At 54.8% G+C, this 18,817-nt stretch carries 15 protein-coding genes and 1 pseudogene; 5 read left to right on the top strand and 11 right to left on the bottom strand.

The annotated features are described in order from the left end of the window. Position 1: 1 nt before the first annotated feature. The 9 genes and pseudogenes from tatB to ABRZ28_RS15750 form a co-directional block, all read right to left on the bottom strand. Positions 2-526, bottom strand: a complete 525-nt coding sequence (gene tatB, locus ABRZ28_RS15790) for a Sec-independent protein translocase protein TatB (protein ID WP_330520866.1) — start codon at positions 524-526, stop codon at positions 2-4. Positions 527-529: 3 nt separating this feature from the next. After that, positions 530-787, bottom strand: a complete 258-nt coding sequence (gene tatA / locus ABRZ28_RS15785) for a Sec-independent protein translocase subunit TatA (RefSeq protein ID WP_319605379.1) — start codon at positions 785-787, stop codon at positions 530-532. Positions 788-868: 81 nt separating this feature from the next. Further along, on the bottom strand, positions 869-2,509 hold the full coding sequence (gene ubiB / locus ABRZ28_RS15780; RefSeq protein WP_330520865.1) for a ubiquinone biosynthesis regulatory protein kinase UbiB: 1,641 nt from the start codon (positions 2,507-2,509) through the stop codon (positions 869-871). Beyond that, positions 2,506-3,114: a ubiquinone biosynthesis protein UbiJ gene (gene ubiJ, locus ABRZ28_RS15775; RefSeq protein ID WP_330520864.1), complete on the bottom strand. Its 609-nt coding sequence runs from the start codon at positions 3,112-3,114 to the stop codon at positions 2,506-2,508. The genes ubiB and ubiJ overlap by 4 nt, the downstream gene beginning before the upstream one ends. Before the next feature lie 12 nt (positions 3,115-3,126). Beyond that, the gene (ubiE, locus tag ABRZ28_RS15770) at positions 3,127-3,882 is read right to left on the bottom strand and encodes a bifunctional demethylmenaquinone methyltransferase/2-methoxy-6-polyprenyl-1,4-benzoquinol methylase UbiE (protein WP_319605382.1); all 756 of its coding nucleotides are present in this window, start codon (positions 3,880-3,882) and stop codon (positions 3,127-3,129) included. A 140-nt stretch (positions 3,883-4,022) separates the two neighbouring features. Further along, complete coding sequence (gene rmuC, locus ABRZ28_RS15765) at positions 4,023-5,555, bottom strand: DNA recombination protein RmuC (RefSeq protein WP_330520863.1); 1,533 nt, start codon at positions 5,553-5,555, stop codon at positions 4,023-4,025. Positions 5,556-5,816: 261 nt separating this feature from the next. Continuing rightward, positions 5,817-7,190 carry an argininosuccinate lyase gene (gene argH, locus ABRZ28_RS15760; RefSeq protein ID WP_319605384.1) on the bottom strand — a complete coding sequence of 458 codons (1,374 nt, stop codon included), beginning with the start codon at positions 7,188-7,190 and terminating at the stop codon, positions 5,817-5,819. Between the two features lie 61 nt (positions 7,191-7,251). Next, entirely contained in the window at positions 7,252-8,025 is a 774-nt protein-coding gene (gene argB / locus ABRZ28_RS15755; protein ID WP_319605385.1) for an acetylglutamate kinase, read from the bottom strand. A gap of 52 nt (positions 8,026-8,077) precedes the next feature. Continuing rightward, positions 8,078-8,182 (bottom strand): annotated as a pseudogene (locus ABRZ28_RS15750) (N-acetyl-gamma-glutamyl-phosphate reductase); the annotation flags it as partial. Positions 8,183-8,287: 105 nt separating this feature from the next. On the opposite strand from ABRZ28_RS15750, the gene argE reads away from it, so the two are divergent. Together argE and ABRZ28_RS15740 are read left to right on the top strand one after the other, a co-directional pair. After that, a complete protein-coding gene (argE, locus tag ABRZ28_RS15745) occupies positions 8,288-9,439 on the top strand; it encodes an acetylornithine deacetylase (protein WP_330520861.1) in 1,152 nt (383 codons plus the stop codon). A gap of 58 nt (positions 9,440-9,497) precedes the next feature. Next, positions 9,498-10,211 (top strand): GntR family transcriptional regulator, encoded by a 714-nt coding sequence (locus ABRZ28_RS15740; protein ID WP_249231761.1) that lies wholly within the window; start codon positions 9,498-9,500, stop codon positions 10,209-10,211. Positions 10,212-10,218: 7 nt separating this feature from the next. On the opposite strand, the gene ABRZ28_RS15735 is transcribed toward ABRZ28_RS15740, so the two are convergent. Beyond that, entirely contained in the window at positions 10,219-11,418 is a 1,200-nt protein-coding gene (locus ABRZ28_RS15735) for an enolase C-terminal domain-like protein (RefSeq protein ID WP_319605387.1), read from the bottom strand. 322 nt (positions 11,419-11,740) lie between these two features. On the opposite strand from ABRZ28_RS15735, the gene ABRZ28_RS15730 reads away from it, so the two are divergent. The 3 genes from ABRZ28_RS15730 (at position 11,741) to ppc (ending at position 17,985) form a co-directional block, all read left to right on the top strand. Beyond that, positions 11,741-13,111 carry a PTS transporter subunit EIIC gene (locus tag ABRZ28_RS15730; RefSeq protein WP_319605388.1) on the top strand — a complete coding sequence of 457 codons (1,371 nt, stop codon included), beginning with the start codon at positions 11,741-11,743 and terminating at the stop codon, positions 13,109-13,111. 253 nt (positions 13,112-13,364) lie between these two features. Next, complete coding sequence (locus tag ABRZ28_RS15725) at positions 13,365-15,020, top strand: glucan biosynthesis protein D (RefSeq protein ID WP_330520859.1); 1,656 nt, start codon at positions 13,365-13,367, stop codon at positions 15,018-15,020. Positions 15,021-15,345: 325 nt separating this feature from the next. Beyond that, the gene (ppc, locus tag ABRZ28_RS15720; protein ID WP_330520858.1) at positions 15,346-17,985 is read left to right on the top strand and encodes a phosphoenolpyruvate carboxylase; all 2,640 of its coding nucleotides are present in this window, start codon (positions 15,346-15,348) and stop codon (positions 17,983-17,985) included. Between the two features lie 86 nt (positions 17,986-18,071). On the opposite strand, the gene ABRZ28_RS15715 is transcribed toward ppc, so the two are convergent. Further along, the gene (locus ABRZ28_RS15715) at positions 18,072-18,809 is read right to left on the bottom strand and encodes a beta/alpha barrel domain-containing protein (RefSeq protein ID WP_319605391.1); all 738 of its coding nucleotides are present in this window, start codon (positions 18,807-18,809) and stop codon (positions 18,072-18,074) included. Positions 18,810-18,817: the final 8 nt, after the last annotated feature.

The raw sequence follows: 18,817 nt of genomic DNA, 5'->3' as shown, positions 1-18,817 counted from the left end.
ACTAACGATCATCACTTGGTTGACGGGCAGAAACGGCAGGAGACTGCTCAGGTTTGATTTTGTTATCCACCACCGGGACAGGCGCAGTCCGGTTATCCTCAGATTCATGAGTGACCGCAACCGGCGAGGGCGTTTTTTCCGCCTCAATCACGCCGTCATGCACCGCCTCGGGATCGTTCAGCGGCTCATAAGGCGTCGGTTCCGCGGTCTTCGCCTCATTCTGCGACGATTGCTCGCCATAGCCGCGTTTCATCGCTTCCGCCGCTTCCTTCAGCTCGTCCATGGAAGCTTTCAACTCCGGCGACAAATTTTGCAGGCCGGCTTTTTCCACTTTCTTGAGGCTGTCCTGCAACTCCTGTAGCTTCAGCTCCTGCGACAGCTCATTTTGAACCGTGGACGCCAGCGAACGCAGGGTTCTAATCCACCCGGCTACGGTCCTTACGGCTACCGGCAAACGTTCTGGTCCAAGCACGACCAAACCGATCACCATGACTAATAGCAGTTCACTAAACCCAATATCGAACACCGATTATACCTGCTCTTTATGCTGGTTCTTTGCGTCATCCTTCTTGGCTTCAGGCTGTTGGTCTGCTATCGATTTAGTCGCAAAATCAGCGTCCTGCTGAGCTTTATCAGCGGCAGACGGCTGCTCGTCGCCCATCGCCTTTTTAAAGCCTTTGATGGATGCGCCGAGATCGGAGCCCAATGTCCTCAGCTTGTTGGTCCCAAACAGTAATACAACGATTACTGCGATGATCAACAAGTTCCAAATACTAATACCGCCCATAACGTTTACCTCTTTCAAAAAGGGGGTCACCAAGATTACCCCCATTATAGAAGATAATCTTGCTATGCATTATGATCTGCTTCAACGAGTTCGCCGCCAGCCGATAACCCAGGCGACAACCCCCGCGGCCATCAGACCAGAAGGTATAACATCCGCTTCCACGTGGCTGACCAGCAACAACGTACCGCTGATTAACAACGTCGCGCCGATTCCCAGCAGGTAACGGGATTGTCCCTGTCTGACATGCTGCGTACGCAGTTCATCAGCCAGTTTATCCACGCTCTGCCGTAATATGCGATGCTGGCGTAAACCGTCATAAAACAATTCGGGAATATCCGGCAGTTTTTCCGCCCAGAACGGCGCTTTTTCTTTCAAGGCCCGAACCATAGCCGGCAAACCGACCTGTTCTTTCAGCCAATTTTCTAAAAATGGTTTAGCCGTTTTCCAGAGATCCAACTGCGGATAGAGCTGGCGTCCAATCCCTTCGATATACAGCAGCGTTTTTTGCAACAGAACGAGCTGGGGCTGAACTTCCATATTAAAGCGGCGAGCCGTGTTAAAGAGGTTCAATAATACATGACCGAATGAAATTTCCGCTAACGGCTTTTCAAAAATCGGCTCGCATACGGTACGAATCGCGAATTCAAAGTCTTCGACGTTGGTATCCGCCGGCACCCAGCCTGAATCCACATGCAGCTCAGCCACTTTACGGTAATCCCGATTGAAGAACGCAATAAAGTTTTCCGCCAGATAGCGCTTATCTTCTTTATTCAGCGAACCGACAATGCCGCAGTCGATACCAATATACTGCGGATCTTCCGGGTGTTCGTCGTTAATGAAGATATTGCCGGGATGCATATCGGCATGAAAGAAACTGTCGCGGAACACCTGCGTAAAGAAAACCTGCACCCCGCGTTCCGCCAGCAACTGCATGTTGGTCCCGTTGGCTTTCAGCGTTTCAACGTCGGAAACCGGAACGCCATAGATGCGTTCCATCACCAGCATACGCTCACTACAGTAGTCCGGATACACTTCGGGAATGTACAGCATGTTGCTATCTTCGAAATTGCGCCGCAGCTGAATCGCATTCGCCGCTTCACGCAACAGATTCAGCTCATCAAGCAACGTTTTCTCATATTCATGCACCACTTCCCGCGGGCGCAGGCGTCGACCGTCCGGCAACAGCCTCGGCAGCCAGCCCGCCAGACGCTTCATAAGACGGATGTCGGCCTTGATCACCGGTAAAATATCCGGCCGGATAACCTTGATAACGATCTCTTTGCCGGTCTCTTTCAGACGCGCGGTATGAACCTGGGCGATAGATGCCGACGCCAGCGGCTTCACCTCGAAATCATCAAACCACTCTTCCAGAGGAACGCCGCCCATCGACAGTTCGATTTGTTTGCGCGCCAGCATGCCGTCGAAAGGCTCGACCCGATCCTGCAACATCGCCAACTGATCGGCGATCGCCGGCGGGAACAGATCGCGCCGCGTCGACATCATCTGACCGAACTTGATCCATACCGGGCCAAGTTCCTGCAATGCCAAACGTAAACGCACGCCCAACAGCTTATCGGGATGCCGATTGGGCAACCAGAACAGCAAACGGCGGCCAAAGCGCAGCGGGATTGTCAGGCGCATCCTGGGAATGAGCTCATCCAGACCGTAGCTGAGCAAAACGCGCGCGATGCTGTAAAGCCGAATCAGTTCACCGGGCATCATCGTGAGATCTCCAACTTCGCCAGACGCTCAGACAGCTTCTCGGCTGATTTATCCAGTGCGGCGACCTCATCCTGGAACCAGGCATGTTCCAGTTTTCCCGGCGCGAGACGCCATTCTTCGGTCAACGTTTCGGACAAAATATGCTGCTGCCGGCACAAAAGTCGGTTGAATGCGCCCAGCGTTTTTTGCGCCGTCTGGCTTACCCCTTGCGCGACAATATCCCCCAGATAGGGCGCCAGCCATTCCGCCGGATCAAACTCGGCCAAATCAAGCAGCCCGATAAACTGCTGCGCAACCTGGATATCGCCTTCTATGATCAGATCGCCGCTGCGCATCAGCGAAGACAGGTGTTGCCGATCGCGCAGCTTCATCAGTACCGCTAAACGCGTCTTCAGCCGGCAATCGGCGCCATCTTCCCATTGGCTCAACACGTCAAGCCGGTGCTCGCTAAAAACGAGCACCAGCGGCATATCCAGTTCAGCCAGTTCGATTTGCAGCGTTTTTCCAGACAGGCGCTGGCGCGCCGCCTTCATACTGCGGTCACGAAACAGTAGCTGATTCAACGCGGTTTCCAGCGCGGCTGTCAGCACAGACGTTATCAGCATTGGCATTTCCAATCAGAATTTAAAACCACGATGCAGCGCAACAATCCCACCGGTAAGATTGAAATAATTCACGCTATCAAAACCCGCGTCGGCCATCATTCCTTTCAGCGTTTCCTGATCGGGATGCATACGGATCGATTCCGCCAGATAGCGATAGCTGCCGGCGTCGCGCGCCACCATTTCCCCGATTCTCGGCAGAACATGGAACGAATAGACGTCGTACATTTTGCTTAACGGCTTCAATACCGGTTTAGAGAATTCCAGCACCAGCAGACGTCCGCCCGGCTTCAATACGCGATACATGGAACGCAGCGCTTTTTCTTTATCGGTGACGTTACGCAAACCAAAGGAGATAGTGATGCAGTCAAAGAAGTCATCCGGGAACGGCAGCTCTTCCGCATTAGCCTGTACGTAGCTGACATTATTGATAATGCCTTTGTTACGTAATTTTTCGCGCCCGACCTTCAGCATGGAAGCATTGATATCGGCCAAAACCACTTCGCCTTCATCCCCCACGATGCGGGAGAATTTGGCCGTCAAATCGCCGGTTCCGCCCGCCACGTCCAGCACGCGTTGTCCGCGCCGCACGCCGCTGCACTCAATGGTGAATCTTTTCCAGATACGATGGATGCCGAAAGACATCAGGTCATTCATCAAATCATATTTTGCTGCTACAGAATGAAAAACATCGGCCACCATGACTTCTTTTTCATCCTTGGCGACAGTGCGAAAACCAAAGTCGGTTGTTTTCTCCTGCTCATCTGCCATCTTATCCGCCTACTATTTTGTCAAAAATCGAGTCTATTCTGTTAGTGGAAGAGTGTAACAGACCCATATAAAAAGCCCACCGCCTAATACGACAACAGACTCAGGGCGATACCTTTATTCAGTCCGCGCGACAGAAACGCCTAGTGATGTTCCGAGGGCGGATCTGACGGGTCAGCGCCGGCATCTTTCGCCGCGTTCGACTCGGTCAACGCATCCCCGGCGTTCTGCTCATGCGCGGTGGCCCGATCCGCCAGCGACGGGCTGATTGGGCGTTTTACTTCAACGCCCAACGCACGAAACCCCTCGGCCTGGCCAATCAGGTTACCACGCCCGGAGGAAAGTTTATTCATCGCCTGGCGATAGCTACCCTGGGCTTTATCCAGACTTTGGCCCAATGACGCCATATCATCGACGAACAGACGCAGTTTATCGTACAACCGCGCGGCCCGTTCGGCGATCTGCTGCGCGTTGCGGCTCTGTTGCTCATACCGCCACAGATTATTGATAGTGCGCAACGCCACCAGCAATGTCGTGGGGCTAACCAGCATAATATTGTGTTTCAGCGCTTCGTTGATCAACTCGGGCTGACGATCGATGGCCACCAGAAACGCAGGTTCGACGGGAATAAACATCAGCACATAGTCCAGAGAGCGCAGCCCCGGCAGTTGCTGGTAGTCCTTGCCGCCCAGCAGGCGAATATGTCCGCGCACGGAGAGCAGATGATCGTTCAGCGCGGCCAGACGCTCGGCCTCATCTTCGCTATTAAAATAGCGTTCATAGGCCACCAGCGACATTTTGGCGTCAATCACCACATCCTTGCCCTGCGGCAAACGGACTATCACGTCAGGCTGCATACGATTGTTGGCGCCGGTCTGCACGCTGACCTGCGTCTGATACTCATAGCCTTCACGCAGCCCGGAGGCTTCCAGCACGCGGCTGAGCACCACCTCGCCCCAGTTGCCCTGCGTCTTATTGTCTCCTTTCAGGGCTTTGGTGAGGTTGATCGCTTCGCGCGCCATCTGCGCATTCAGCTGTTGCAGATTACGAATTTCATGCGTCAGGGTATGGCGCTCGCGGGCTTCGGCGCCGAAGCTATCCTGAACCTGACGCCGGAATCCATCAAGCTGTTCGCGCAGCGGCATCAATAATCGATCCAGACTTTGTTTGTTCTGTTCATCCACTTTACGGCCGCTGTGCTCAAAAATCCGGTTGGCCAGATTTTCAAACTGCGTGGTTAAACGCTGTTCGCTGTTCATCAGCAGACGCTGTTTCTCTTCGGCCGCCATGCGCGTCTCTTCCAGCCTGATAGTGACCTCCCGCAGTTCCGCTTCCTGGGCGCTATTCACCTCGCGCAGCGCGCGCAACTCCTGATTTAACTGCGCGCACTCCTCGCGCAGTTGCGCCAGTTGCCGTTGCTTTTCCTGGCCGGCCGCCAGCTGGCCGTGGGCGTTACGCAACGCCAGCTCATTGTCACGCAATTGCTGCTCATACTGTTTTTTTGCCTGCTGACTGTCGCTCAGCAGTTGCTGGGTTTGCTGTAGCGATTGCTCAAGCAACCGTTGTTCGGTCTCATGACGGGACTGCCGCCGCTGGAACGACAGGCTGGCGATAAGCCAGCCGACCAACAGACCGACAAGACCGCCGCCCACGCCATAAAATATGCTGATATCCACTGCGCCTCCACTGGCCGTCACTGCTGCCCGTCAAGGTAAATTGATACTGTATGGATGTCCAGAGACAATTCCGCTCATACAGGGATTTAGGGGGAAACACGGAGAAAAAAAGCGGGAAATGCGGGCATGATTCAGATTTATCAGGCAAATATTGCGGGCCGGTACAGGCCTCAGGTCGCCGATGCGTCGGCGTTGTCGCCCGGCCCATCCCTGGGCCGGGCCTCGTCGCAACCGCCGCAAGCGGCGTTCAACGCAGCGTCATCAGCTCAGACGTTGTTTCGCCTCATCGATGGCTTTCGCGACCTGCTGGGGCGAAACACCCCCTTGTGCGGCGCGTTTATCCAGACAAGACTGCAACGACAGGATGGGATAAACATCATCGCCAATCACGGCGCTGAACTGCTGAAGCTCGGCCAGAGACAGCGCTTCCAGCGCTTTGCCCTGACGAATGGCTTCCACAACCGCTTCGCCGACGATATGGTGGGCTTCACGGAACGGCACGCCTTTCGCAACCAGATAATCCGCCAGTTCCGTCGCGTTCGCATAACCCTGCTCGGCCGCTTCCCGGCAACGAGGACGTTTCACCTGAATGCCTTCCAGCACCAGAGCGGCCATCATCAGGCAGTCATGCCAGGTATCCAGCGCATCGAACAAGCCCTCTTTGTCTTCCTGCATATCCTTGTTGTACGCCAGCGGCAACCCTTTCAGCGTCACCAGCATGCCGCTCAGCGCGCCCTGAACCCGTCCGCATTTACCGCGGATCAATTCCAGCGCATCCGGATTCTTTTTCTGCGGCATTAACGACGACCCCGACGTCACCCGATCGGAAAGCTCGACAAACGCCGATTCGCCGCTGTTGAAGAAAATCAGGTCTTCGGCGAAGCGGGATAAATGCACCATGCCGATAGCGGCGTCAGACAGCAATTCCAGCACGTGATCGCGGTCGGACACCGTATCCAGACTGTTGCGCGTGGCGGAAGCGAAACCTAACCAGCCGGCCAGTTGCTCGCGATCGATAGGATAAGCCGTACCGGCCAATGCGCCGCAGCCCAGCGGACTTACGTCCAGGCGCGTCAGCGTATCGGCCAGCCGGCTTTCATCGCGCGCCAGCATTTCGTGATAAGCCAGACACCAGTGGGCGAACGTCACCGGCTGGGCGCGTTGCAGGTGCGTGTAGCCCGGCATCACGGCGTCCTGATTCGCTTGTGCCGTGGCGACCAGCGCCTGACGCAATTGACGCACCGCCTGTTGCAGTTCGGTCACCTGCGCTTTGCACCATAGTTTAAGGTCGGTGGCGACCTGATCGTTGCGGCTACGTCCGGTATGCAGCTTTTTGCCCAGATCGCCGACTTTTTCAATCAGCTGCTGTTCAACCCAGCTGTGAATATCTTCCGCATCGCTTTGCAAAATCACTTCAGGATCGGCCTGAACCTCGGCCAACAGCGCGTTCAGCGCCTGCTCCAGATGCTGCTGTTCTTGCTCGCTCAGCACATTGACGGTAACCAGCGCTTTCGACCAGCCAATGGAACCAATAATGTCCTGCTCTGCCAGACGGTAGTCGAACCGCAGTGAGTCATTGAACTGTTTAAAACGCTGATCTGCCGCCTGACTGAACCGACCGCCCCACAAAGCCATAACCATTACTCCCAAAATCAAATAAACATCGGTATGGCATCATGCCATACCTCAAAATTGCTTACGCTAAAATACGCGTACCGATAGCCACGCCGTTGAACAGCGCAGGCAGTTGATCGGCATGGCGCCAACTGGCGATATCCACCGGACGACCCAGCGCGCGCGCGGCATCCAGCGCCGCGTTAACCTTAACAATCATGCCGTCGGTAATGATACCCTGCGCGATCAGTTGCTCCGCTTTTTGCGCCGTCATTTCCTCAATGCGCTGACCTTTGCCGTCCAGAATGCCGCTCACGTCGGAAAGCAGAATCAGGTCCGCCCCCAGCGTCTGCGCCAGCGCGGTGGCGGCCTGATCGGCGTTGACGTTCATCAGCTCGCCCTGATCGGTCATCCCGATAGAGCTGATGACCGGCAGGTAGCCCGCGGACAGCAGCGTATTCAGCAACGCGGGCGAACCGGCCGCGGCTTTGCCGACAAAACCCAGTTCCTCGTCCAGTTGCGTCACCTGGGTGCTGCCGCCATCCGCCAGACACAGACCGACCGCGTTAATAGCGTGCTTTTTCGCCCACGACAGCAGCGTTTTATTCGCCGAACCCGCCAACGCGCCGGTAATAACGTCGATCTGGTCGGCGGGGGTGACGCGCAGGCCGTTTTTCTTCACGACCGGCAGCGACAGTTTTTTCATCAGATCGTCAACCAGGCATCCGCCGCCATGTACAATCACAAGCGGGCGCTGATGTTGCTGACGATAGGCAACCAGTGCGGTGAAGAGGCGTTCCAGCGCTTCTTCGCTATCCAGTAAAACGCCGCCTAGCTTGATAATTAACGGATTCATTGTTTTCTTCGCGCCTCAGAATGGTAAATAGTCATCAAAATAAAGACTGGGTTAACGGTTTAACCGGCAAATCGGTGATGCCCTTCAGCGACGGCAAAGCGGCAAGCAATTTTCCTGCATCTACACTTTGCGCTGAAACGGCTAAAGCGGTTATGTTCCTTACCAAGGATACCTCAAGGTTTCCTTTTGTTCAGCATTATTGTATTTTTATTCAAAAAAAATGCATGAATATTGATACTATCCTAACCAGAGGCTGTCAACTGTGAAGATGAAATTACCCCCGTTTATTGAGCTATACCGGGCGTTGATCGCAACGCCGTCCATCAGCGCGACCGACAGTGAACTCGATCAAAGTAATCAGGCGTTAATCAATCTGCTGGCCGGCTGGTTTACTGATTTGGGCTTTCATGTTGAAGTTCAGCCAGTACCCGGCACCCGACATAAATTTAATATGCTGGCCAGAATAGGGGAAGGAAAAGGTGGCCTATTGCTGGCGGGGCATACCGATACCGTACCCTTCGATGACGGACGCTGGACGCGCGACCCTTTCACGCTGACCGAACACGATAATAAGCTGTACGGTCTGGGTACGGCCGATATGAAAGGATTCTTCGCGTTTATTCTTGATACGTTGCGCGACCTCGATGCGACGAAACTGACCAAACCGCTGTATGTTCTCGCCACCGCGGATGAAGAAACCACCATGGCCGGCGCCAAATATTTTGCCGAATCCACACAGCTCAGGCCGGACTGCGCCATTATCGGCGAGCCGACCTCGCTGCAACCGGTACGCGCCCACAAAGGCCATATGTCCAGCGCGATACGCATTCAGGGCCAGTCCGGACACTCCAGCGATCCGTCGCGCGGCGTTAACGCCATCGAACTGATGCACGACGCGATCTCCCATCTGCTGGTGTTGCGCAAAACCTTGCAGGAACGCTATCACAACGCCGCGTTCGCCATCCCCTATCCGACCATGAATCTGGGCCATATTCACGGCGGCGATGCGTCGAACCGTATCTGCGCCTGCTGTGAGCTGCATATGGATATCCGTCCGCTGCCGGGCATCACGCTCAACGATCTGAACGGCCTGTTGTCGGACGCGCTGGCGCCGGTCAGTCAGCACTGGCCGGGACGGCTGACCATCAGCGAGCTGCACCCGCCGATCCCCGGTTATGAATGCCCGGCGGACCATCATTTGGTCTCGGTGGTGGAAAAGTTGCTGGGTACGCAAACCGAAGTCGTCAATTACTGTACCGAAGCGCCTTTTATTCAAGAGCTCTGCCCGACGCTGGTGCTGGGGCCGGGATCGATCGATCAGGCGCATCAGCCGGACGAATTCCTCGATACCGCTTTTATCAAACCGACGAGAGAATTAATTTCGCAGATGATCAAGCATTTCTGCCACCCGTAACCCTGCGACTTGCGGCCTTATCCGCCCGCAAAGCGGATAAGGCCGTTTGAGAGAACCAATGAAGAAAAAAGATTTTATCGCCCAGGATCTGTTAAGCAAAATCTATCAGCACAGCGACCCGCTGCCGGAAAAGCTGCCGCCGGAACGCCAGTTGGCCGAAGAATACGGCGTGTCGCGCTTCACGATCCGCAACGCATTGGAAAAGCTCGCCAGCATTGGCGCGATTTCTATGGTGCAGGGCGCGGGGAACTTCATTAATCAGGGCGTGCGCGGCAATCCGCTGGTCTATAACTCCATTACCGAAAAGAAATTCAACCAGATTTCATTCCGTTTGCTCAGTCTGCATAAACGCTGCCCGAATCGGGAAGAGCAGCAGATATTCGCCCTCCCCCGGGATTCCTTTATCTGGGAATTCCGTCGCCTGCGCTATGTGGATAAGCGCAAGGTGCAGATTGAGATATCGACCATGCCGGCGGCTGATTTCCCTGATATCAATCAAAAGATTATTGAGAGCTCCATCCAGCAGTATGTGCTCAGCAAAGGCTACGCCATTTCCCATTCACTGACGCATTATCAGGCCGTCACCGTGAATAAAGCGCAGGCTGAACTGCTGGACTGTAAAAAGGGCATTGCCGCCATGCATATTATCAACCGGGGGATCCTGCAAGGCGGCCGGGTCTATGAGTCCAGCGACATTATTGATATCAACTATTCCTGCGCCTATGTCATTCCCTTCAATCAGGATAACCTGACGTTCCGCCAGTCCCCGTGATCGCCGCCTACGGCGTGTGAATGGCGCCGTCCGGCAACCGGCTCTGCGTCCACTCATGCGGGCGATAGACGACCGGAAACCGGCGGGCCTCTTCCAGATTGATGCCTACGCCGATCCCTGGTTTTTCAATAGGATATAAATAGCCATTCTCCGGCTCGACGGCCTCCGGGAAAACCCTGAGGGTATTGGCGGGATAATCGACAAACTCCTGGATCGCGGCGTTATGCAGATGAATATTCAGATGAACATTCACGGCGGCGCCGATCGGCGTCATGTCCGGCGGACAGTGCCACGCCAGCCGCACGCCGAAATTCTGGCAAAACGCCCCTAGTTTCAATGCCGGCGTGATGCCGCCGATCTGCGAGACGTGGCAACGAATGAAATCAATTCGCCGGTTGATCACCAGATCCTGCCATTCGGCCGGATTATTGAACAACTCCCCGGTCGCCAGCGGCACCGCGCTCTGGCTGCGAATCTGCGCCAGCCAGGCGTTCTGATCGGGCGGCAGGATATCCTCAATAAAATAAGGATGATAGGCTTCAACTTCTTTCGCAAATCGCACCGCCTGATGGGGGAAAAGCCGTTCATGCACGTCATGCAGAATATGAAAGCGGTCTTCATATTTTTCTCTCAGCGCATGAAACATGGCGAGGGTGTCGGTGATGTATTGATCCTGATCGTAATAAGCGCCGTCCGTCGGCTGCCGCGTACCATGCTGTAAGGCGGCGTTGCCGCCATAAAAACCCAACTGGCAGCGAATATGACGGTAGCCGCGGGCATAGAGCCGCTCCACGTCCAGAAACAACCCGGCCAGCGTATCGCTCGCCGCATGACTGTATGCGACGACGGCATCGCGGGATTTACCGCCGAATAGCTGATAGAGCGGCATATCGGCCAGCTTGCCCTTGATATCCCAGAGCGCCATGTCCACGCCGGCCACCGCATTATTGATGACGGGGCCGTTTCGCCAGTAGGCGTTAACCCTCATCATATGCCACAGATCTTCGATATTATTGGCGTCCCGCCCGACCAGTAACGGCTTGAGATATTCATCCACCATGGCTTTTACCGCCAGCGGACGCTGCTGGAAGGTCGCACAGCCATAACCCGTTATGCCTTTATCCGTACTGACGATCACGGTAACCAGATTATGTCGGTCAGGCCGGGTGACCAAACATTCAATATTGGTAATTATTGTCGGCAACACAAAAGTATCCTCCAGCGTTTCCGGCCTGAATAGAAAAAACAGGCGGAAAGGCAATATCAAAAACCGTTTCTTTTTTGCTTTCTACTGCCTTTTTTTCGCCTTGTAAACGACTTAATGCAAAAGAATTATTTTGGTTTGAAAAAATGATTTAATTACCAAAAAAACCATACCAATTATCGATTTTATAAAAAATAACCCAGTTTTAAACTGATGTTGTGATGTAGCTCATGATTTATTGGTTTGTTTTTACTTAAGGAGAAACCTACTATCCCAGTAAATAATTCGGTCTAAAATACATGAAGGCCAAGCGAGGGATTTATTTATGGGGAAAAATGAAGTAATTCAGTCGATCATTAACCTGGTCGGCGGAAATAAAAATATCAATAAAGTCTGGCACTGTATGACTCGCCTTCGTTTTGATCTGATTGATGATAATAAAGTTAACGCGGAAGAAATTAAGGCGTTGCCGGGAATATTAGGCGCGCAAAATCAAAGCGACCAGTTTCAAATTATTATTGGCCCGCAGGTGGAAACTTATTACCAGGCTTTAGTGGCGATGCTATCGCCATCGACGACCGACGCCGAGACGCAAAAGAACAAAAAAGGTCTGATATCCCTGTTTATGGATACCGTCTCCGGCGTATTCGGCCCCATCGTACCCGCCATCGCCGGCGCAGGGATGATCAAAGGACTGCTGGCCGGGCTGATCGCGCTTAAAGCGATCTCCGCCCAGTCCGATACGGTGATCGTGATCGATCTGATCGCCAGCGGCGTGTTCTATTTCCTGCCCTTTTTCCTGGCCGTCTCCGCCGCCAAAATCTTTAAAACCAATGAATATCTGGCGGCGGCCATTGCGGCCTGCCTGATGTACCCCTCGCTGATGGAAGCCGCCAAAGCGCTGGCCGGCCATAGTCCGGACGCGGTAAGCGCCTTCTACTTCCTTGGGGTTATTCCGGTTTCCGTCTTTAACTATTCGGCCAGCGTTATCCCGGTGATTTTCTCCGTGCTGGCGCTGAGTTACATCCATCGCTGGGTAGACAAAATTATGCCGTCGGTGTTGAAAACGGTGTTTACGCCAACCTTGACGCTGTTCATTACCGCGCTGGTCTCGTTGACGCTGATCGGGCCGCTGGGGATCTATCTCGGCAAATTACTGGCGCTGTTTATCCAGAGCCTGTTTGATATATCATCCATTTTTGCCGGTTTTGTCGTCGGGGCAATCCGCCCGGTGGCGATTCTGACGGGTATGCATCATGCCATGACGCCGATCGCGCTACAGAACTTCAGCGATCAGGGATTCGATATGCTGATGCCGATGATGTTTATGGCGAACATGGCTATCGCCGGCGCGACGTTCGCCATTTATTTCCATGCCAAAAGCCGGCAGGATAAATCCATCGTTCTCTCCGCCGGCGTGTCGGCGCTGCTCGGCATTACCGAGCCCGCGTTATTCGGCGTGCTGACCAAATATAAGAAGTCCTTTATCGCCGCGACCGCGGCAAGCTCGATCGCCTCCGCATTTATCGCGTTCTTCGGCGTACGGCTATTCGGCTACATTTTATCCAGCATTTTCAGCCTGCCGGCTTACATCGGCCCGTATTTCATCTTCGCCGTTTCCGGCGTCATTATCGCGCTGACGCTGTCCTTCACGCTGACCTATGCGTTGGTCGTCAGACAGACCGCCAGGCCATAATTCACTTTCCGGGGCATTCGTGCCCCGTCTTCCCGCCCCAACAATACCTGCGTCTATTGTGAAGATAAGTAAAAAAAGTTAAGGATAATAAGAGTTTTTGCTGTTTTTATAGCAATAGATGAATATGTTTTTCATTCGCGCATATCGGCATCGTCCACGCTTAGCGCCCTTGTTACACTGCTGCCGGTTGGTTATTCCAGCAAGTTTCGCCATCGCAAAGGGGTTTCTGCAAATTAAGGAAATTAATGCTGCTATGAATCGAAGATTATTTCTCAAAGCCTCCATGGCGCTGGCCGCCGGTTGTGGCATTCCAGCGCTGGCCACGGTCTTTCCCCGCGCGGCCCAGGCCGCGGGAGAGCAAATCGCGGACGGCAATGCGACGCCTTTCAGTTTTTCCCTGCTCAAGAAAATGGCGGCGGATCGCGCCAGTCAACCCTATAACGGCCAGTCGGCGGCGCTTCCGCCCACGCTGGCCAGGCTGACGCCGCAGGCCTACAACGATATCCGCTACGACGCCGGACATTCGCTCTGGAACGCGCTGGAAAATCGCCGGCTGGACGTGCAATATTTTCACGTCGGCATGGGATTTACCCGTCCGGTACGTATGTTCTCCATCGATTCCGCCAGCAACACGGCGCGTGAAATTCATTTCCGCCCGGAACTGTTCGACTATACCGGCGCCGGCGTCGACGTCTCGCAGCTCGAAGGAAAAGACGATCTCGGCTTCGCCGGCTTCAGAGTATTTAAAGCGCCGGAATTGACCCAGCGGGACATCGTCTCTTTCCTCGGCGCCAGCTATTTCCGCGCCGTGGACGCCACCTATCAGTACGGTCTGTCGGCGCGCGGGATCGCCATCAATACCTATACCTCCCAGCCCGAGGAGTTCCCCGACTTCGTCGCCTTCTGGTTCGAACAACCGACAGCGGGAGCGACCTCGTTCACCGTGTACGCGCTTTTGGACGGCCCCAGCGCCACGGGCGCCTACCGTTTCGTCATCGACTGCGAAGCGGAGCGCGTGGTGATGGATATTGAAAAACAGCTGCATGCCCGTCAGGATATTCAGCAATTGGGCATCGCGCCCATGACCAGCATGTTCAGCTGCGGCAACCACGAGCGCCGCATGTGCGACACCATCCATCCCCAGATTCACGACTCCGACCGGCTGGCCATGTGGACGGGCGCGGGAGAATGGATTTGCCGGCCGTTGAACAATCCGCAAAAACTGCGCTTCAACGCCTACCAGGACAATAACCCCAAAGGATTCGGGCTGTTGCAAACCGATCGCGATTTCGATAATTACCAGGATGTCATCGGCTGGTACCACAAGCGACCGAGCCTGTGGGTGGAACCCGTCGGCCGGTGGGGCAAAGGCGCCGTCACGCTGATGGAGATCCCGACCACCGGCGAGACGCTGGACAATATCGTCTGTTTTTGGCAGCCCGAAACCCCGATAAAAGCCGGCGGCGAATACAATTATCGCTATAAACTTTACTGGAGCGCCGACGCGCCGCAACGCACGCCTCTCGCCAGGGTGCATGCCACGCGCACGGGAATGGGCGACTTTCCGGAAGGGTGGGCGCCGGGCGAACACTATCCCGCCCAGTGGGCGCGGCGTTTTGCGGTGGATTTCGTCGGCGGCGATCTGAAATCCGCGGCCCCCAGAGGGATAGAACCGGTGATTACCCTGTCCGACGGACAGGCGAAAAATATCGAAATCCTCTACGTCGAGCCTTTTGACGGCTACCGTATTCTGTTCGACTGGTATCCGACCAGCGAGAAGAACGACCCCGTCGATATGCGGCTGTTCCTGCGTTCGCAGGGCGAGACGCTGAGCGAAACCTGGCTTTATCAGTATTTCCCTCCCGCCGCCGACCAACGCCGTTATATCGACGATCGGGAAATGCAGTAGTGATTTCGGCCGAATTCGCCGCCCGGCGAAATCAGCAGAAATTGATCTAGCGATTCGTCAGACAGGCCGTCATTCACTGTCCGGGGCATTCATGCCCCGCGTTGCCTCCCTAATAAGCTCACCTAATGTCAGGGCATCTGTAATTAAATTTCACAAATTGCCAGATCTACATCAAAGCAGGTAAAAAGAGAGACGGTATAAAGATTGACGCGAACAAAGAATCGTCAATTGACGAATCTACCTCATCGTGGCTAGATGAAAGGAGCGTTGTACGTTTTTCTGGTGAAACAAACTTACAAAAAATTAGAGATGGGTTAGGGTAAATATGAAAGAGCAATATTCAGCAATGCGAAGTAACGTCAGCATGCTAGGTAAGCTACTTGGCGATACTATCAAGGAAGCGCTGGGTGAGAACATTCTTGATAAAGTGGAAAGGATTCGTAAATTATCAAAGTCCTCCCGAGCAGGCAGTGAAAAGCATCGACAGGAACTGCTGAACACACTACAAAATTTGTCCAATGACGAGCTATTGCCGGTAGCGCGCGCATTTAGCCAATTTCTTAACTTAACCAATACCGCTGAGCAATATCACACCATTTCCCCGCACGGCGAAGCCGCCAGCAACCCGGAACTGCTCGCCAAAGCGTTCGAGCGCTTAAAGGAAAATAAAAATCTTACGGAAAAAGACATCCGCAACGCCGTCGAATCGCTCTCCATCGAGCTGGTATTGACCGCACATCCCACCGAAATTACCCGTCGAACCCTGATCCATAAACTGGTTGAAGTCAATACCTGTCTTAAACAGCTCGATCATGACGATCTGGCCGATTATGAACGCGACCGGATTATGCGTCGTTTGCGCCAGTTGATTGCGCAATCCTGGCATACCGACGAAATCCGCAAGATCCGCCCTACCCCGCTCGAAGAGGCCAAATGGGGCTTCGCCGTGGTTGAAAATAGCCTGTGGGAAGGCGTCCCCGCCTTCTTGCGCGAACTGGATGAACTGCTTGAAAAATCTTTCGGCTATCGTCTGCCCGTCGAAGCCGTGCCGGTGCGCTTTACCTCATGGATGGGGGGCGATCGCGACGGCAACCCCAACGTAACCGCCGAAGTCACTCGCCGGGTATTATTACTCAGCCGCTGGAAAGCGGCCGACCTGTTCTTGCAGGATATTCAGTTCCTGGTATCGGAACTGTCGATGTCGGCCTGTACCCCGGAGTTGCGTAAGCTGGCCGGCGGCGGCGACGTGCAGGAACCGTATCGCGCCATCATGAAATCATTACGCGCCCAGTTGAATAGCACGCTGGCTTATCTGGATGCGCGTCTCAAAGGCGGCGAGCTGTTACCGCCGAAAGACCTGCTGGTCAGCAATGAACAATTGTGGGATCCGCTGTTCGCGTGTTACCAGTCGCTGCATGCCTGCGGCATGGGCATCATCGCCGACGGTCAACTGCTGGACACGCTGCGCCGCGTACGATGTTTCGGCGTACCGCTGGTGCGCATCGACGTTCGTCAGGAAAGCACCAATCACAGCGAAGCGCTGGCGGAAATCACCCGTTACCTGGGCTTAGGCGACTACGAAAGCTGGTCCGAGCCCGACAAACAGGCCTTCCTGATCCGTGAATTAAGCTCCAAGCGCCCGCTGTTGCCGCGCCAGTGGGAACCCAGCGCCGAGACCAAAGAGGTGATCGACACCTGTAAGGTCATTGCCAAAGCGCCCGCCGGTTCGATCGCCGCCTACGTCATTTCCATGGCGCGTACGCCTTCCGACGTGCTGGCGGTGCATTTGCTGCTGAAAGAAGCGGGCTGTCCCTTTGCGTTGCCGGTCGCGCCGCTGTTTGAAACGCTGGAAGACCTGAACAATGCCGACGACGTGATGACCCAGTTGCTGAACATCGACTGGTATCGCGGCGTCATCCAGGGCAAACAGATGGTGATGATCGGCTATTCCGACTCGGCGAAAGACGCCGGCGTGATGGCCGCTTCCTGGGCGCAGTACCGCGCGCAGGACGCCCTGATTAAAACCTGCGAAAAAGCCGGCATCGCGCTGACGCTATTCCACGGTCGCGGCGGTTCGATCGGCCGCGGCGGCGCGCCGGCCCACGCCGCTCTGTTGTCTCAACCGCCGGGCAGTCTGAAGGGCGGTCTGCGCGTGACCGAGCAGGGCGAGATGATCCGCTTCAAATTTGGTCTGCCGGAAGTCACCATCAGCAGCCTGGCGCTCTACACCGGCGCGATTCTGGAAGCCAATCTGCTGCCGCCGCCAAAACCCAAACCGGAATGGAAAGCGGTGATGGACGATCTGTCCCGCGTATCCTGCGATATGTATCGCAAATATGTGCGTGAAAACCCGGACTTTGTGCCTTATTTCCGTTCGGCCACCCCGGAGCTGGAACTGGGTAAATTACCGTTAGGCTCGCGCCCGGCGAAACGTCGTCCTACCGGCGGCGTGGAAAGCCTGCGCGCCATTCCGTGGATTTTCGCCTGGACGCAGAACCGCCTGATGCTGCCCGCCTGGCTTGGCGCCGGCGCCGCGCTGCAAAAAGTCGTGGACGACGGCAAACAGGAACACCTGGAAGCCATGTGCCGCGACTGGCCGTTTTTCTCCACCCGTATCGGGATGCTGGAAATGGTGTTTTCCAAAGCGGATCTGTGGCTGGCCGAATACTACGACCAGCGTCTGGTCGATAAGAAATTATGGCCGCTGGGAAAACAGCTGCGTGAACAGTTAGCCGCCGACATCCATGTCGTGCTGACCATCGCCAATGACGATCACCTGATGGAAGATCTGCCGTGGATCGCCGAATCGATCGCATTGCGCAACGTGTATACCGACCCGCTGAACGTGCTTCAGGCTGAACTGCTGCATCGTTCGCGCCAACAGGAAGAGTCGGATCCGGAGGTCGAGCTGGCGTTGATGGTAACCATCGCGGGGGTCGCCGCCGGGATGCGCAATACCGGCTGATCGCTAAAAGCCATATTTAACCGATAATTAAGTGAGCAGAAAGCGCCGGACGATCATATCGTCGGCGCTTTCTTTTTACATCAGCCTCAATGCGCGGCGCTAAAATCAGCAAGCCAGATAGAGGCGTTCTCAGAAAGTTTGTCATTACGAAAAAGCGCGCTGCCTGAAACCACCCGATCGACGCCAAGCCTTTTAAGAGCAGGCAGTTCAGCAAGACTCAGCGAGCCATCCACCGCGATTATCTTACTGCGCCTTTGATTGCCGAGCAGCGTGAAAAGTTGGTTTAAGCGGGCATGAAGGGCGTGTTCGGACAGCTTGCTGCCGTAACCTGGATCCACTGCCAGCACCTGAATAAGTTCCACGTCATCAAGAACGGGAAGAATGATGTCGATAGGCGTGGAAGGACACAGACTGATGCCGCGGATAACCGGCATTTCCCCCCCTGCCACCGGCGCCTGCTGCCGACCAAGCCAGGTAAGAATATGATGAAGATGCGTCACCCCTTCAGCCTGTAGGGTGACGATATGAGCTCCCGCTTTGACGCACGCCTGCGCTACCGGCCAGGGATCGGATACCATTAAATGGACATCCTTGATAAAAGACTGGGGAAGTTGCTCCACCGCCCACGGCCCGACGGTAAACTGCGGGCAGAAGTGACCATCCATAAGATCAAGATGGAGCACCGGTAAGGAAAGCGCTTCCAGCTCAGATAAATAACGGGAGAGATTAATCCACCGGCCTGCCAGTATGCCAACGCTTAAAGGGTATGTTCTCAGTAGCTCAAGACATTCCTGACGACCAAGACTGGAAAAGCGCGTATTCATAGCGACCT

The organism is Brenneria sp. g21c3 (assembly GCF_040240345.1).
In the GTDB taxonomy this organism is placed as follows: Bacteria; Pseudomonadota; Gammaproteobacteria; order Enterobacterales; family Enterobacteriaceae; genus Brenneria.
Note: the sequence above shows the minus strand (reverse complement) of the source record. Positions and strands in the feature narration are given on the sequence as shown.